We start from the raw sequence: 15,154 nt of genomic DNA, 5'->3' as shown, positions 1-15,154 counted from the left end.
TGCAAATTATAGCGGGCCGGCGCCTTCGATGGTCAATACCGCAGACAAAAGCCGCCAGCCCGATATCACCCTATCGGCATTTCGGCGTCAAACAAGAGACCGGCGTTCAATGATGCTTCGATTCCTCGGAAGGCTTGTCGACCCCCGGCACCACGTGCGCGACCAGCTTACCGATGGTCAGGCCCTGCACCAGAATCGAAAACAGCACGATGATGTAGGTGATCATCACGATCGGCTCGCGATACTCGCTTTCCGGCAGACCCAGCGCCAGCGCCACCGAAATGCCACCTCGCAGCCCGCCCCAGGTCAGCACCCGGATGGTACCGCGGCGATAATCGACCCATTGGCGCATCGCCATCATGGGCAGCCCGATGGTGGCCAGGCGTACCGCCAGAATGATTACGATCAGGGGCCCGGCCACCAGCAGATAGCTGCCCTCAAACGGAATCAGCAAAAGCTCCAGCCCGATCAGGACAAACAGCACGGCGTTGAGAATCTCATCGATCAGTTCCCAGAAGCCGTCCACATAGCGCCGGGTATTGTCCGACATGGCATGTTCGCGGCCGCGATTGCCGATGAAAAGCCCCGCAATCACCATGGCGATCGGCCCTGACACCTCAAGCCAGGTGGCGAGCGCATAGCCGCCCAGCACCAGTGCCAGACTGATCAGCACCTCAACCTGATACTGATCGATGCTTTTCATCATCTGATAGGCGATATAGCCCATCACAAGACCCAGCAGCAGACCGCCGCCGGCTTCTTCGGCAAACAGCATCAGTGAATGGGTCGCCGTGAGCTGTTCGCCGGCCGTGGCCGCCCCCGCCAGCAGGGTGAAGACCACCACCGCCACGCCGTCGTTGAATAACGACTCGCCCACGATCTTGATCTCCATGTCTTCCGGGGCGCCGGCACTTTGCATGATACCCAGCACCGCGATCGGGTCGGTCGGCGAAATCAGGGCACCAAACACCAGACAAAAGAGATAGGGCACCTCGATATGGAAGGTGGCAAACAGCCACCAGGCGGCGCTGCCGATCGCTAGCGTCGAGACGATCACTCCCACCGAGGCCAGAAAGCCGATCGAATAGCGATAGCGCTTGAGCTTGTCGATATCCACGTGCAGGGCGCCGGCAAACAGCAGAAACGACAGCATGCCGTCCATCAACAGCGCATTGAAATTGATGCTGCCCAGCCACTGCTCGGTCAGGTCCGTTATATAGGTAAAGCCCAGATGATCCAGCGCGATCAGCGCCAGCGACATGACCAGCGCGATCACCATCACACCGATGGTGGCCGGCAGGCGGACAAAGCGGTAGTTGAACCACGAAAACAGCGCGGTAATCGTGATAAAAAGTGCAGCAATATTCAGCATGGGAAACGGGCTCGATCGAAGGGTCGGTCTGTTCTGGATGCAACAAGTGCCCCTGAGGATAGCCAATCTTCAGGCACAAAAAAGCCCACGCAAGCGTGGGCCCTTCAATCGATGTCACGTGGTCATCCTGGTTCGGCGTGCTGAACCTACAGCCCGGCGGCGTCGCGAAGCGCCTCGGCCCGGTCGATCTTCTCCCAAGGAAAGGCGGTGAAGGTCTCGGTCTGTTCCTCGCCGTTGACGTCACGCCAGGTATAGGTGTGCTCGAACGGCTCGCGCCCGAAGTGCCCGTAGGAGGCGGTGAGCTGATACATCGGATGCAGCAGATCCAGCATGCGGGTAATCGCATAGGGGCGCAGGTCAAAATGCTCGCGCACCAGCTCGATGATCTTGGCATCGCTGATTTTGCCGGTGCCGAAGGTGTTCACGGCCACCGAGGTGGGCTGGGCCACACCGATCGCATACGAGATCTGGATTTCGCACTTGTCGGCAATCCCCGAGGCCACCAGGTTTTTCGCCACATAGCGCCCGGCGTAGGCCGCGCTGCGATCCACCTTGGACGGGTCCTTGCCGGAGAAGGCACCGCCGCCGTGGCGCGCCATGCCGCCATAGGTATCGACGATGATCTTGCGCCCGGTGAGACCGCAGTCGCCGACCGGCCCGCCGATCACGAACTTGCCGGTCGGGTTGATGTGAAAGCGCGTCGACTCGGTAATCCACTCGGCCGGCAGCACATCGCGAATGATCAGCTCTTCGACGGCGTGACGCAGCTCTTCCTGCGAGATGCTCTCGTCATGCTGGGTGGACAGCACCACCGCATCGACCGCGACCGGCTTGCCATCCTCGCCGTAGCGAAAGGTCACCTGACTCTTGGCATCCGGGCGCAGCCAGGCAAGCGTGCCGTTACGACGCAGCTGTGACTGGCGCTCGACCAGACGATGCGAATAGTGGATCGGCGCCGGCATATAGGACGGCGTCTCGTTGGTGGCATAGCCAAACATCAACCCCTGATCGCCCGCGCCCTGATCTTCAGGCCTGGAGCGGTCCACGCCCTGGGCGATATCGATACTCTGCTTGCCGATCAGATTGAGCACGCCGCAGGTGGCGCCATCAAAACCGACCTCGGAGGAGGTGTAGCCGATATCCGAAATCACGCGGCGCACCAGCTCTTCAAGGTCCACCCAGGCGCTGGTGGTGATCTCACCGGCCACGATCGCCACGCCCGTCTTGACCAGCGTCTCGCACGCCACGCGCGCCTGCTTGTCCCGGGCAATCAGGGCATCAAGGACCGCATCGGAAATCTGATCGGCAATCTTGTCGGGATGACCTTCGGAGACGGATTCGGAGGTAAACAGGGAGTATTCGCTCATGAAAGCTCTGGGTCCTTTTGTCGCTCATTCCTGAGCACGGGGAGTTGGGAAATCAGGCCGTACCGCGTGCCACGCACGCCCTGTCATCAAATCGGTTACCGAGACTGCCGGTACAGGCAAAAAGTTTACACCCGGTAAAAGCAAAGTGCCTAACCAGCCGCCGTGCACTGTCTTCAAGACCATCACGTGCGGCGTTCATGGTCTCTGGCGCCTCGAACGGCGGATCGGACCATCGTTGATAACGCCCCGATCGCCGGGCGAGCCTACAATCACAGACTAGATTACAGGGGAGAGGGCTGTAATCCCTGTTTCCTGCACATTCCAACAAGGTGGGCACATGTCATCACAATCCCTTTTTGCCTATATCGGCTGTGGCGGCGCCGGCGACGTCTGCCTGGTGCGCTATGCCAACAAAAGCCTCGAGCTGGTCGAGCGCGTCACACTGCCCGGTCTTGAAAAGGCCGGTGGCTCGATGCCGCTGTGTCTGAGCCCTGACCGGCGTCACCTCTACGCTGCCGGGCGAGGCACGCCCATGGGCATCTTCACCTTTGCCATCGACAGCGAAAGCCATCGCCTGTCCCCGGTCTCGACCTTTCCCATCGAGGAAAGCGTGGCGTATCTCGCCTGTACCACGCGGGATAGCCGTCTCTTTTCGGCGTCCTATCACCACAATCTTGTCGCCGCCTACGAGCTCTCCTCCGAAGGTGGTGTCCAGGGCGAAAAGGCGCGCCGGGCCACCGAACCCAACGCCCACTGCATTCTCCCCGACCCGGACGAGCGCAACCTGCTGTTCACAAGCCTGGGCGGCGACCGGCTCTACTGTGCCCGCCTTGACGCACAGCCGGTCTTTTCCGACACGGTTGAGGTCACCCTGCCCGACGGCACCGGCCCCAGGCATCTGATCTTCAACGCCGCCGGCACACAGCTTTATCTGCTGGGCGAGCTCGACGGCTCCATTACGCTGTTCGACTACGACAGCCACACTCAGCGCATGGAGGAGCGACAGCGGGTCGTGGTGGACAAGGGCAACGCCGACACGTTCTGGGCCGCGGATATTCATCTCGACGCTGAAGGCCGCTATCTGTACGCCTCCGAGCGCAGCAGCTCGCTGGTGACTTCCTTTGAGGTCGACGCCGACAGCGGTCAGCTCACCCGCATTGACGCCTTCGAGGTCGAAACGCAACCCAGAGGATTCGCGCTGGATGCGACCGGAGAGATAATGCTGGTGGCCGGCCAGCAGTCCCACCACGTAGCGGCCTACCGCCTCAATGAAGGCAGGCTTGAACTCATTGACCGCGTTGAAGTAGCCGAGTCACCGGACTGGGTCGAAATGGCCTGACCCTCAACGAATGCAGGCGCCAATGGCGCCTGCATTCGTTACCGACCAGACTGCCTCAGGCCGACAGCCGATCGCGATCATGGGCATGGCCCAGAAGCTCACGAGTGTAGTCCTGAGCGACCTCCCCGTTGACCAGCGCATCGCGGGTAACGGTTTCAATCAATTTTCCTGACTTCATGACGGCCACCCGGTCACAAAGATGGGCCACCACGCCCAGATCATGCGACACCATCAAGTAGGTCAGTGCCCGCTCGCGACGCAGATCTGCCAGCAGATTGAGTATTTCTGCCTGCACCGACACATCCAGCGCCGAGGTGGGCTCATCAAGCAACAGTATTGCCGGATCAAGCACCAGTGCCCGGGCGATCGCAATACGCTGGCGCTGCCCGCCCGAGATCTGATGCGGATAGCGCGAAAGGAAATCTGCATCGAGGCCGACCTGCTCCAGTGCCTGTATGGCACGCTCTCGCCGATCCGGTAGACGCTGAATGATCAGCGGCTCTTCAAGAATCGTCGCGATCGTGTGACGAGGATGGAGCGACCCATAAGGGTCCTGAAATACCATTTGCAGCTGACGGCTACGGGCGCGCCGCGACAGCGTATTAAGCGGCTGGCCGTCGAGCATAATGCGGCCCTCCCAGGTCGTGAACTGCCCGGCCAGACACTTTAAAACGCTGCTTTTGCCCGAGCCTGACTCCCCGACCAGCCCAAAGGCTTCCCCCGAGGCCACATTCAAATGAATATCCTCGAGAATGGTTTTGGGTCGTGATGACGTATTGAGCGTCAGCGACAGGGCTTCGACCTGAATCATGAGCGCACCTCGTGAAGCCAGCTGTCATCACGTTGCAGTACGGGCAGTCTGTCACGACGTCGTGACAGACTGGGCAGCGCCTCCATCAGGCCACGTGTATAGGGATGCTGTGCTTGATTGAGCGCCTCTGCCGCCAGCGTTTCAACCACCCGTCCCTGATACATCACCAGCACGCGGTCGCAATAGTGACGTACCAGATTGAGATCGTGGCTGATGAAGATCAGGCTGATGTTCTTGCGTTCGATCAGTCGATTGAGCACGTTGAGCACGTCCTGCTGAACCGAGACATCCAGCGCCGACGTCGGCTCATCGGCGATGATGATATCCGGCTCGGGAATCACCATCATGGCAATCATGACCCGCTGTCCCATGCCACCGGAAATCTCGTGCGGATACTGATCGGCAACGTGCGCCGGGTCGGCAATGCTGACATCACGCAACATCTCAAGGGCCGCCTCTCGGGCGCTGGCCCGGGAGATGCGTCGATGTACTCTCAGCGCCTCGATGATCTGCGCCCCCACGGTCATGACCGGATTCAGGGAATATTTCGGGTCCTGCATGATCATCGACATATGCTGGCCGCGAATGCTGCGCATCTGACGCTCGCTGCACTCGAGCAGATTGATATCGCCAAACATGGCCCGGCGGGCAGTGACCACGGCGCTGGCCGGGTTCAGTCTCAGCAGTGCCTTGCCCACGGTAGACTTGCCTGACCCCGACTCTCCGACGATGGCCAGCTTCTCGCAGCCCAGCGTGAAGGAGACATTCCTGACCGCGGGGCGCATTCCTGTCTCGGTGCGAAAGGCCACATTCAGGTCTTCAACGCTTAGTCTGTTCATTACACGACTCCCTGGAGGTTCAGTGACCTACTCGGTTCTGGGGTCCATCAGATCGCGCAGGCCATCCCCCAGCAGGTTGAAGGCAAGGCTGACAATCATGATCGCCCCGCCGGGGCAGGCGACCAGCCACCAGCTTTCCAGCATGTAGCTGCGCCCGGTCGAGATCATTGCCCCCCATTCCGGCAGCGGTGGCTGCGCGCCCAGCCCCAGAAATCCGAGCGCGGCGGCAGTCAGAATGACCGTGGCCATGTTCATGGTGAGGCGAACAATGACCGACGGCAGGCACATGATGGCGATGTGGTGCACCAGGATACGAAACGCCGAGGCGCCCTGAAGCTCTGCCGCCACCACATAGTCGGCCTGGCGAAGCGTGAGGGTTTCGGCGCGCGCCAGACGCGCAATGGGCGGCCACGACGTCAGCGCAATCGCGATCACGGCGTGCTCCAGTCCCGGCCCCAGTGCGGCGACAAAGGCCAGCGCCAGCACCAGACTCGGAAAGGAGATAAAGATGTCCGTGATGCGCATGAAAATGCTGTCGATCCAGCCACCGAAGTAGCCTGAAACCGTGCCCACCACCAGACCGATCGGCCCGACAATCACCGTGACCAGAAAGATCACGTAAAGCGTGACGCGCGTGCCAAAGATGATGCGGCTGAAAATGTCCCGACCATACTCATCGGTACCAAACCAGTGAGCGGCGGACGGCGCGACAAGCGTGGCGCTCAGGTCCTGCTGCAGCGGATCGTGAGTAGCAATCCAGGGGGCGGCGGCGGCCACGATCAGCAGCATCACGACAATCACGACACCACCGGCACTCAGCGGATTGCGACACAGCCTTTTGAAGGCCCGCAGCAGGCTGACGCCACGGCCCGGCGTGACAGCTATTCTGCTCCCGGCTCTGGTACCGACCCGGTCACGAACTACGGAAGGTGTGGTCGCCATTATCTCGTCCTCGGATCAAAGGTCTTGTACAAAAGATCGGAAAGAAGATTCAGCAGTACGAAAACAATTCCGATGAACAGTACCGAGGCCATGACGGCATTCATGTCCCCCAGCAGCAGACTGTCGGTCAGGTACTGACCAAAGCCTGGCCAGGCAAAGACAGTCTCGATGAGTACGGCCCCTTCCAGCAGGCCGCCATAGGCCAGCGCAATGATGGTCAGAAGCTGCACCAGGATGTTTCGAAAGGCGTGTCCCCAGACCACCTGGCGTTCGGAAAGCCCCTTCACCCGGGCGGTCTTGATGTATTCCTGAGAGAGCTGCTCCAGCATGAAACTTCGCGTCATGCGCCCCAGAAAGGAGACCGAATTAAGGCCCAGAATCAGCGCCGGCAGCGTGATATGGCGGACGGCGCTGAAAAAGGCATCGAGATTGCCCGAGGCCAGCGTGTCGATGAGATAAAAGCCGGTATAGGACGTGAAGGTATCGTCATGGGCAAACCCGATACGTCCTGCCCCTCCCGCCCAGTCAAGCCAGGCATAGAAGATGATGAGCCCCACCATCCCGACCCAGAAGACCGGCGTCGAGTAGCCAAAAAGGGTGATCAGACGCGTGAGATGATCACCCAGCTGCCCGCGGTGCGTGGCGGCATAAACGCCCAGCGGCACGCCAACGCCGACGCCGATCAGCATGGCGAGGGTAGCCAGTTCAACGGTCGCTGGTAGCACCCGCAGGATGTCATCGGCCACCGGCAGCCCGGTCAGCAGGGCCTGGCCGAAGTTGCCCGACAGCATGTCGCGCAGATAGTAGGCGTACTGTGTCCAGATCGGCTGGTCCAGCCCCATGCGCTGGTAGACCTGCTCGTAGGTGGAAGCATCGGCATCGGGCCCGACGACCGCCAGCACCGGATCAAGCGGCATGAGTCTTCCGATAATGAACGTCATGGTCAGAAGACCAAAGAGCGTCAGGGCGATCACCCCCAGACGTCGGGGCAGTGCCAGATAACGTAGATGGTTCATTGCTTGCTCCCGTCACAACATTCATGCCGTACCGTGGCTATGGAGACACCTTTTCAACCTGTCTGAAGCGGGTCACGGCGGAAGGATCATCCACATAGTTTGCAACTTCACGGCGCACTACCACGGTGTTGACCATCTGGGAAAACGGATAAATAGCACCCACGTCCTCGTCGTAGAGCGCCTGAACCTCCCGGTAATAATCGTTTTGTCTTGTGGCGTCGGGCTCGATCAGCGCCTTGTCGATGAGCTCGTTGATACGCTCATTCTGGTAAGCGGTTCGCCAGCCCTGGAAATTGGTTAATCGAGCGGCATCATCATTGTCCGGGTTGTAAAGCAGCGGCCTCAGATTGGCGTCCGGATGGGGGGCCATACCCCCACCGCCACGCCCCACCAGGATGTCGTAGCTACGATCACGCATGGCGCCATAAATCTGATTGCCCGTCCCGGTGATGATCCGGGCCCGAATACCGATGCGCGCCAGACTGTTTTGCAGGCTGGTTGCCACGTTGATAAAGGGAGACTCATTGAGTGCGCGAATGGTGACCTGAAACCCATTGTCGTAGCCGGCCTTTGCCAGCAGATCACGGGCCTGTTCGGGCGTCATGCCATACATGGGGTCGGGCAGGGTCGCCGGCAGATCGAGCTTGATCGGGCGCTGATGAAACTTCCCGTAATAGGGCATGATGCTGTCATTGATACCCTGGTAATCGATGCTGCCACGAATCGCCTTTCTGACCTCACGATCAGCCAGAATGTCGTGTTTCATGCTCACGGCCACATAGTAGAGCGTGCCGCGCGGCGTGGTCTGGGTCTCGACCTCGGTGCTGTGCTCCAGCGACCGGATATCCGGCACCGACATGCCAATGGCGACATCGATATCGCCCCGCTCGACCATGAGGCGCATGGTCTGCGACTCCTTGAGATTGCGAAGCACCACGCGCTTGAGCGCGGGTGAACCCTGCCAGTACGCCTCATGAGCGGTCATGATGATACGATCCTGCGGCACCCAGGCATGAAGTCGAAAGGCCCCGCTGCCGGCCGCATTTGTGGTCAGCCAGCCGTGCCCCAGATCACCATCCTGCTCGTGGGCCAGCACCTTCTGTCGATCCAGAATGAACGCGCTCGGGCTGGTGGCCAGCGTATAGAGCACCAGCCTGGGGTCGAGCCGCTGAGGCAGCTCGAGCTCGAATTCATGATCGTTGCGGACCGTCATGTACGAGCCGATGTTGTCGCGGGTATATCCCAGCGCTTTCCAGGCCGTTGCCATCGCCAGATTCAGCATCATGACACGCTCAAACGACCAGGCCACATCCCGGGCCGTGACCGGATTACCGGAATGAAATCTGGCATCCTCTCGCAGGCTGAATGAAAGGCGCGAGCCGTCCTCGGCAATCTCCCACTCGCGTGCCAGCCCCGGCAGGACACGAGTCTGCTCCTGCGGGTCCAGCTCGATCAGCGTGTCGTAAAGGTTGGCATTGACCAGTGCAATATCGTTGCCAGTGGCTGCTGCGGGGTCCAGCGACAGGATGTTGTTCATCCGCAGCGCGATGATCAGTTGATCATCAGGCGTGGCGGCCTGCGAACACGTTGCCAGCAGCATGGTCAAAAGCCCTGCCAGAATTGCGGTCATGGCCTTCATGGCACCTCCGCCTCAGTACGATCGTACTGTGTTGTCAGCGATGTAATCGAAGTTGATGTCTTCTCCCAGCCCGGGACGCTGGGAAACCGTGACATATCCCTCCCGGTCGATCGGATCGACGATACTGTTGAGATACGCTGCAGGTTTGTTGTAATCCAGAAACGGATGCAGCAAGCCACGCTCATACCAGCGGCAATTGCTGATCGCACCGATCACGGCAAGACTGGCCGCCCCGTTGCCATGAATTTCGCAGTCCATGCCGAAGGCCTCGGCCAGATGTGCCACCTTCAGACAGGCATTGATGCCGCCCACGCCGTTGACGCCCGCGCGCAGGATGTCGCAGGCCTGATGCTGCACCCAGCTGGCCCGACTGTGAAACTTCCCGCCCACGGTCTCCGGGCCGATGATCGGTACATCCAGTTCACGAGTCAGCCAGCGATAGGATTCCATGGAGTCCTCTGACATGGGCTCCTCAAACCAGGCAAAATTGAGTCGTCCCAGTGCTCGACCGATCTCCAGCGCCTCGGTGCGTCGATACCAGTGATAGCCATCCAGCATCAGGGCTACGTTAGGGCCGACCGCATCGCGCACCGCCTCGCAGGCTTCGATATCGATACGATGATCCGGTGCGAAATGGACCGGCGGCATCCAGGTATGCAGTTTGATGGCCTGATAGCCCTGCTCGACCAGGCCTGCGGCAAAGCGGGCATAGTCTTCAGGCGTTGAAAGGCCCCCTTCCAGCTCATCACCACACATGGTGCTGGCATAGGCGGGCACGCGATCCCGGAAACCGCCGATCAAACGGTGTACCGGCACATCCAGCGCACGCCCGACAAGATCCCAGATGGCCTGATCCAGTAGCGACATCGCCCGCTCGGAAAGCTGACCGGCACTGCCGCGCTGCCAGAGCAGCAGGTCATGCCAGATTTTTTCCCGGTCCAGACAGGACTGGCCGATCACCACGGGCTTGAAGAACTTTTCGACGATATAGGGCCGAATGACCTCCTCGGGGCCAAAAGCGTATCCCCGCGCCCCCGAGTCGGCTTCCAGGGTCAGCATCGCGATCTGTGAATCGGATGCAGGCCCCGGGTGCGCATGGCCCGCAGCATCCCGGGAAAGTTCGGTCTGATAACGGACCACCGACACATCAATCTTGACGATTTTCATACTGTCTCCAGAGTCTGGGCTCATGTCGTGTTACGAGTTCGAGGTGTGGGCTGATGACCACTCAGCATCCCGCTTCAACATTTTGGCGCGGCTGTTGCGTGCCGAGATCAGCATCAGGGCCGCCGGCGCCATGAGACATGCTCCGCACAGCACCAGAATCAAGCGGCCCTGCATCGGATTCGGGAGGACACAAAGCCCTGCCACCATGACCCCGGCGGCCAGAATCAAGCGGCCCAGAATGACCTTCTGGCGATAGTCGATGGCATCGCGAGCGTCATCGACGTCGTTTTCAACCGGCGTACTCCAGCGTCGCCACATCTCGGCACGCTCTTCGGCGCGCACACCCACCGGCTCGCGATAAAAAAGCGTTGTGGTCATGAAGAAACCGCCTGTAATCACTACATGCGCCATGATCGAGGCGGCGACACGAAAGTCCGACCACTCCGCAGCACTGACCTGATACCCCATGCGCTCGACAATGGCCGGCGACAGGAACATGCCGATGCCCCACGAGACCAGCGCACCGACCAGCAGGGTCGCCCAGCCGGACCAGTCCGGTGTTTTGCGAATGACCAGACCAAGCAATGAGGGGATGGTAATCGGGAAGGTGATCAGTGCACTGGCGGTGAGCAGGACATCAAAGAGGCTCATTTCCTTCAGGGAATTAATGAACAGCCCGAAACCGATAATGACGGCACCGAAGAGCAGCGTTGCCAGCCGTGACACAATCAGCATTTCCCGTTCACTTGCGTTCGGGCGGATCAGGGAGAGATAGAAGTTTCTGACAAAAAAGCCGGCGTTACGGTTGAGCCCCGAATCCATCGACGACATGGTCGCGGCGAACATCGCCGCCATCAGCAGCCCAAGCATGCCGGCCGGCATGTAGTTCATCACATAGCCCACGAATACCGCCTCGCCGGCCGACGCCCCCAGCATCGGGAAGGCCTCCATGAAGTTCGGGTTATGAGCGTGCATAAACCAGGCAGGAAAGAACCAGATGACCGGGCCGATCAGTGAGAGCACAAGGGTAAACAGGGCACCATAGCGGGCATTCTTGCTGTTTTTGGCACACATGTAGCGATAACCATTGAGCGTGTTGTTCATCATGAATATCTGTTTGATGATCAACATGAAGACCCAGAAGCCGAACAGCCACGCGTACTGATGATTCTCGCCGGTCAAAAAGTTGCCGTTGTAGCTGCTGACCACGGCGCCAACGCCACCCTGATGGCTGATGGCTACGACGGTACATACCACGGTCACCGCCGTGATAATCAGCATCTGCACATAGTCCGATGCCACTACCGCCCAGGCCCCACCGGTCACCGACATGGCCACGACGACCACACCGGTAATGATGATGATGGTTTCCAGCGACAGTCCGAAAACCACACCGGTAATAATGGCGAGAGCATTGAGCCAGGTCGCCGCAGAGATCAGGCCGTCGAGAATGCTCAACCAGACAAACGACTGCTCGCTTGGCTTGCCAAAACGCATCCTGAGAGCCTCGATGGCAGTAACCACTCGAAGCTGGCGAAAGCGGGGGGCGAAATAGACATAATTGAGGAAATAACCGGCCGCGTTGGCGAGAAACAAAAACACGATGGCAAAGCCATCGGTATAGGCCTTGGAGGCGGCCCCCGTGAAGGTCCATGCCGAGAACTGAGTCATGAATGCCGTGGAGCCGACCAGCCACCACAACATGTTGCCGCCACCTCTGAAATAGTCACTGGTATTTTCATTAAACTTTCTGAACACCGCGCCTATTGCCACCAGAAAAAGCATATAGACAATAATCACGACAATATCGGCACTCATTGCAATCTCCACAACAGGGTGGCAATGGACGGGTAATAAAACTTCAACCGATGTCAGAAGCTGTAGGTATAAGCGAGCTGTAACGCGTCGTCATGACGACCGGCATTGTATTGTGACCCGCTGAATGTCTTGTCTTTTCGCTTGTAGGTTGCGGCGACGGCATGCGACGGCGCGATGCGATAACCTACCTTGAACTCATGCTCTATTCGGTAGGGGTCGTCGGTATAATAGTTCCCCGACCCATCACCCAATCGATAGGCATAACTGGGGTTCCATCCCAGAACAATGCTGTCAGTCAACTTGTAATCCAGATAAAGATCGATTTGGTTAACACGTGATTTTTTGGGGCTTCGATCATTTTTCGTTTGATATTCGTAGCGATAGCGCACACCCATTCCCCATAGACCTTCAGGCGAATAGTAAAACGTCAAAGAGGGACGAAGAGCCTCGGTGCCGCGGTTGTACTTCTGCTCCAGCTTGGGCGTGATAATGAACCGTCGATCATCCAGCGGTCGCGCCCAGGCGATGCCCAGAATGGTTTCATCAAATTCCGGCGTATCGCTTTTGCTGTCACCCTCGGTCCATTTCCGGTTGTGTTCGATGCCGACCGCGACATCGTTATCGAACTTGTGTGCCAGACCAAACTTGGGTTTATACACCTTGTTTTCGCGAAAGGTCTGTTCGTATTTCACTGTAATACTGGTACCCGCCGCATTTGAGTTTTCAGAATAAAAAAAGAATGCACCAGCAACAATCGGTAAAAAAGCCGCGGTTTTTAAAGATGCCGAATAGATATGCATTGGAGAACCTCTCTTTTTATATCGTGTTCTTTTTTGAAAATTATTCGATAAGCGATTCCTTGTATGACGTATTACATGATCATGAAGATAGAGATTACTCAATCCAGACCATTGGTTATTATCCGTTCATCTATAGTGCCTAAAGTATAATGGAGTAATCTTTTACATTATGTGTTACTTAAATGCCTTTTCCCGCGACGCCTGAAGGGCAATTTCATGTCATTAGACGAGACCCTTTTCGCTTATATCGGCTGTGCAGGCGCCGGCAAAATCTGTCTGCTGCGCTATCAATCACAAGTACTTGAACTGATTCAGACAGTTGAATTACCGGGACTCGAGGTGCCGGGCGGGTCGCTGCCCTTGTGCATTAGCCCCGATCAACGCTTTTTGTACGCTGCCGGCAGGGGGGAGCCGCTGTCTCTCAACACCTTTGCCATCGACCCCGACACTCGTGAGCTAACGTCGATTACCGCCTTCCCGGTCAACGAAAGCATCGCCTATCTCAGCTGTGATGCTGACGGCAAACGTCTGTTGACCGCCTCCTACAACCATCATGTGGTGACTGCCTGGGATATCACGGGGGGACAGGGCGTTCAGGGTGAGCCAAGCCGTTTTGCCACGGCGCCCAACGCGCACTGCATTCGCCTGGACCCGCAGGGACGCAACCTGCTGTTTACCAGCCTCGGTGGAGATCGCCTCTACTGCGCCGCGGCCGATGCGCAGCCGCTTTTTTCGGACACCATCGAGATTGCCCTGCCCGAAGGCACCGGGCCTCGACATCTGGTCTTCAATCCGGAAGGCACACGGTTATATCTGCTGGGCGAGCTGGACGGCTCGATTACGACCTTTGATTACCACGCCGAGCAACAGCAGCTGCAGGTCCGTCAGCGTGTCTATCTGGAGCGAGGAGAAGCCGACCAGTGGTGGACAGCCGATATTCATATGTCACCGGACGGGCGCTATCTGTTGGCTTCCGAGCGCCACAGCTCGCTGATCACCTCGTTTGCCATCGCAGCTGACACCGGTGAGCTCACCGCTATCGAGGCCGTTGAGGTAGAAGCCCAGCCTCGCGGTTTTGCCATTGCCCCTCATGGTGATGTGCTGCTGGTGGCCGGTCAGCGCTCCAGTCACGTGGCGGCCTGGCGCATCGATCAGGGCCGGCTCTCATTCATTGATCGCATTGAAGTGGACTCGGCACCGGACTGGATCGAAATCCGCTGAAGGTGTCTCCCCCCGATCCATTACTGCCCTGAAGGAGTGGCTCATGAAAACGCTGTTGATCACCGGCGCCGCCGGCAACCTTGGTCAGATCCTGCGCCGCACGCTGGCAGGTTATGCCGACACACTCAGACTCTCGGACATTCAGTCCATCGAATCACTGAGTGCCGATGAAGAATTCGTGTCGTGTGATCTGAGCGATCTTGAGCAGGTCATGGCGCTGGTGGAAGGATGTGACGGCATTGTCCATATGGGCGGGATTTCGGTGGAGGCGCCCTTTGACGATCTGGTGCCGGCCAACATTATTGGCACCTATAACCTGTATGAGGCCGCCCGGATCAAGGGCGTTGAGCGCATCCTGTTTGCCAGTTCCAACCATGTGACCGGCTTTCACCCTCGAACCACACCCATCGATGTCCGCTCGCCGCTACGGCCGGACTGCCTCTATGGCGTTACCAAGTGCTACGGCGAGGCGCTCTCCCGGCTTTACTTCGACAAGTACGGCATTGAAACCGTCAACGTTCGGATAGGCTCCTGCTTTGAAAGGCCCAGAAACCGCCGCATGCTCTCCACCTGGCTGAGCCCTGATGACTTTACATCGCTGGTTCGGGCCGTTTTCGATGCCCCCGTGGTCGACTATCTGACGCTCTATGGGGTGTCCAACAACAAGGGCGTGTGGTGGAAAAATGACGGCGCTGAATTTCTGGGCTGGCAGCCGGCCGACAGCTCCGAGCGCTTCCGCGAGGAGATCGAAGCAAGCGATCCCCCTGAAGATGGCAAGGCAGTCGCCGGCTATCTGCAGGGTGGTCCCTTCGCCACCTGAAAA

General features: G+C 58.7%; 13 protein-coding genes. 3 read left to right on the top strand and 10 right to left on the bottom strand.

Annotation, left to right across the window (positions count from 1 at the left end):
- Positions 1–106: 106 nt before the first annotated feature.
- Together ACXMYO_RS15510 and metK are read right to left on the bottom strand one after the other, a co-directional pair.
- Positions 107–1,372 carry a cation:proton antiporter gene (locus ACXMYO_RS15510; RefSeq protein ID WP_457809394.1) on the bottom strand — a complete coding sequence of 422 codons (1,266 nt, stop codon included), beginning with the start codon at positions 1,370–1,372 and terminating at the stop codon, positions 107–109.
- A 146-nt stretch (positions 1,373–1,518) separates the two neighbouring features.
- On the bottom strand, positions 1,519–2,739 hold the full coding sequence (gene metK, locus ACXMYO_RS15505; protein WP_438765844.1) for a methionine adenosyltransferase: 1,221 nt from the start codon (positions 2,737–2,739) through the stop codon (positions 1,519–1,521).
- 337 nt (positions 2,740–3,076) lie between these two features.
- Between metK and ACXMYO_RS15500 the strand changes: the two genes are divergently transcribed.
- Positions 3,077–4,078, top strand: coding sequence for a lactonase family protein (locus ACXMYO_RS15500; RefSeq protein WP_457809393.1), 1,002 nt, complete (start codon positions 3,077–3,079; stop codon positions 4,076–4,078).
- Between the two features lie 55 nt (positions 4,079–4,133).
- Here the strand turns inward: ACXMYO_RS15500 and ACXMYO_RS15495 are convergent, their stop codons facing one another.
- The 8 genes from ACXMYO_RS15495 to ACXMYO_RS15460 are packed head-to-tail and all read right to left on the bottom strand — an operon-like array spanning position 4,134 to position 13,110.
- Positions 4,134–4,889 (bottom strand): ABC transporter ATP-binding protein, encoded by a 756-nt coding sequence (locus tag ACXMYO_RS15495; protein ID WP_457809392.1) that lies wholly within the window; start codon positions 4,887–4,889, stop codon positions 4,134–4,136.
- Positions 4,886–5,728 carry an ABC transporter ATP-binding protein gene (locus ACXMYO_RS15490; RefSeq protein WP_457809391.1) on the bottom strand — a complete coding sequence of 281 codons (843 nt, stop codon included), beginning with the start codon at positions 5,726–5,728 and terminating at the stop codon, positions 4,886–4,888. The genes ACXMYO_RS15495 and ACXMYO_RS15490 overlap by 4 nt, the downstream gene beginning before the upstream one ends.
- 27 nt (positions 5,729–5,755) lie before the next feature.
- Positions 5,756–6,670 carry a nickel transporter permease gene (gene nikC / locus ACXMYO_RS15485; protein WP_457809390.1) on the bottom strand — a complete coding sequence of 305 codons (915 nt, stop codon included), beginning with the start codon at positions 6,668–6,670 and terminating at the stop codon, positions 5,756–5,758.
- The gene (locus ACXMYO_RS15480) at positions 6,670–7,686 is read right to left on the bottom strand and encodes an ABC transporter permease (RefSeq protein ID WP_457809389.1); all 1,017 of its coding nucleotides are present in this window, start codon (positions 7,684–7,686) and stop codon (positions 6,670–6,672) included. Before ACXMYO_RS15480 ends, nikC begins: the two co-directional genes overlap by 1 nt.
- 37 nt (positions 7,687–7,723) lie before the next feature.
- Positions 7,724–9,325: an ABC transporter substrate-binding protein gene (locus tag ACXMYO_RS15475; RefSeq protein WP_457809388.1), complete on the bottom strand. Its 1,602-nt coding sequence runs from the start codon at positions 9,323–9,325 to the stop codon at positions 7,724–7,726.
- 12 nt (positions 9,326–9,337) lie between these two features.
- Positions 9,338–10,492 (bottom strand): mandelate racemase family protein, encoded by a 1,155-nt coding sequence (locus ACXMYO_RS15470; RefSeq protein WP_457809387.1) that lies wholly within the window; start codon positions 10,490–10,492, stop codon positions 9,338–9,340.
- 30 nt (positions 10,493–10,522) lie between these two features.
- The gene (locus ACXMYO_RS15465) at positions 10,523–12,310 is read right to left on the bottom strand and encodes a sodium:solute symporter family transporter (RefSeq protein WP_457809386.1); all 1,788 of its coding nucleotides are present in this window, start codon (positions 12,308–12,310) and stop codon (positions 10,523–10,525) included.
- Positions 12,311–12,363: 53 nt separating this feature from the next.
- Positions 12,364–13,110 carry an oligogalacturonate-specific porin KdgM family protein gene (locus tag ACXMYO_RS15460; RefSeq protein ID WP_457809385.1) on the bottom strand — a complete coding sequence of 249 codons (747 nt, stop codon included), beginning with the start codon at positions 13,108–13,110 and terminating at the stop codon, positions 12,364–12,366.
- 216 nt (positions 13,111–13,326) lie between these two features.
- On the opposite strand from ACXMYO_RS15460, the gene ACXMYO_RS15455 reads away from it, so the two are divergent.
- Together ACXMYO_RS15455 and ACXMYO_RS15450 are read left to right on the top strand one after the other, a co-directional pair.
- Positions 13,327–14,331 (top strand): lactonase family protein, encoded by a 1,005-nt coding sequence (locus tag ACXMYO_RS15455; protein ID WP_457809384.1) that lies wholly within the window; start codon positions 13,327–13,329, stop codon positions 14,329–14,331.
- Positions 14,332–14,374: 43 nt separating this feature from the next.
- Positions 14,375–15,151, top strand: a complete 777-nt coding sequence (locus tag ACXMYO_RS15450; protein WP_457809383.1) for an NAD-dependent epimerase/dehydratase family protein — start codon at positions 14,375–14,377, stop codon at positions 15,149–15,151.
- The last annotated feature ends 3 nt before the right edge of the window (positions 15,152–15,154 follow it).

The organism is Kushneria sp. EE4 (assembly GCF_977968315.1).
Note: the sequence above shows the minus strand (reverse complement) of the source record. Positions and strands in the feature narration are given on the sequence as shown.

Coding starts and splice junctions, on each gene's coding strand:
- ACXMYO_RS15510 (WP_457809394.1), bottom strand. CDS start 1,372: ATGCTGAATATTGCTGCACTTTTTATCACGATTACCGCGCTGTTTTCG.
- metK (WP_438765844.1), bottom strand. CDS start 2,739: ATGAGCGAATACTCCCTGTTTACCTCCGAATCCGTCTCCGAAGGTCAT.
- ACXMYO_RS15500 (WP_457809393.1), top strand. CDS start 3,077: ATGTCATCACAATCCCTTTTTGCCTATATCGGCTGTGGCGGCGCCGGC.
- ACXMYO_RS15495 (WP_457809392.1), bottom strand. CDS start 4,889: ATGATTCAGGTCGAAGCCCTGTCGCTGACGCTCAATACGTCATCACGA.
- ACXMYO_RS15490 (WP_457809391.1), bottom strand. CDS start 5,728: ATGAACAGACTAAGCGTTGAAGACCTGAATGTGGCCTTTCGCACCGAG.
- nikC (WP_457809390.1), bottom strand. CDS start 6,670: ATGGCGACCACACCTTCCGTAGTTCGTGACCGGGTCGGTACCAGAGCC.
- ACXMYO_RS15480 (WP_457809389.1), bottom strand. CDS start 7,686: ATGAACCATCTACGTTATCTGGCACTGCCCCGACGTCTGGGGGTGATC.
- ACXMYO_RS15475 (WP_457809388.1), bottom strand. CDS start 9,325: ATGAAGGCCATGACCGCAATTCTGGCAGGGCTTTTGACCATGCTGCTG.
- ACXMYO_RS15470 (WP_457809387.1), bottom strand. CDS start 10,492: ATGAAAATCGTCAAGATTGATGTGTCGGTGGTCCGTTATCAGACCGAA.
- ACXMYO_RS15465 (WP_457809386.1), bottom strand. CDS start 12,310: ATGAGTGCCGATATTGTCGTGATTATTGTCTATATGCTTTTTCTGGTG.
- ACXMYO_RS15460 (WP_457809385.1), bottom strand. CDS start 13,110: ATGCATATCTATTCGGCATCTTTAAAAACCGCGGCTTTTTTACCGATT.
- ACXMYO_RS15455 (WP_457809384.1), top strand. CDS start 13,327: ATGTCATTAGACGAGACCCTTTTCGCTTATATCGGCTGTGCAGGCGCC.
- ACXMYO_RS15450 (WP_457809383.1), top strand. CDS start 14,375: ATGAAAACGCTGTTGATCACCGGCGCCGCCGGCAACCTTGGTCAGATC.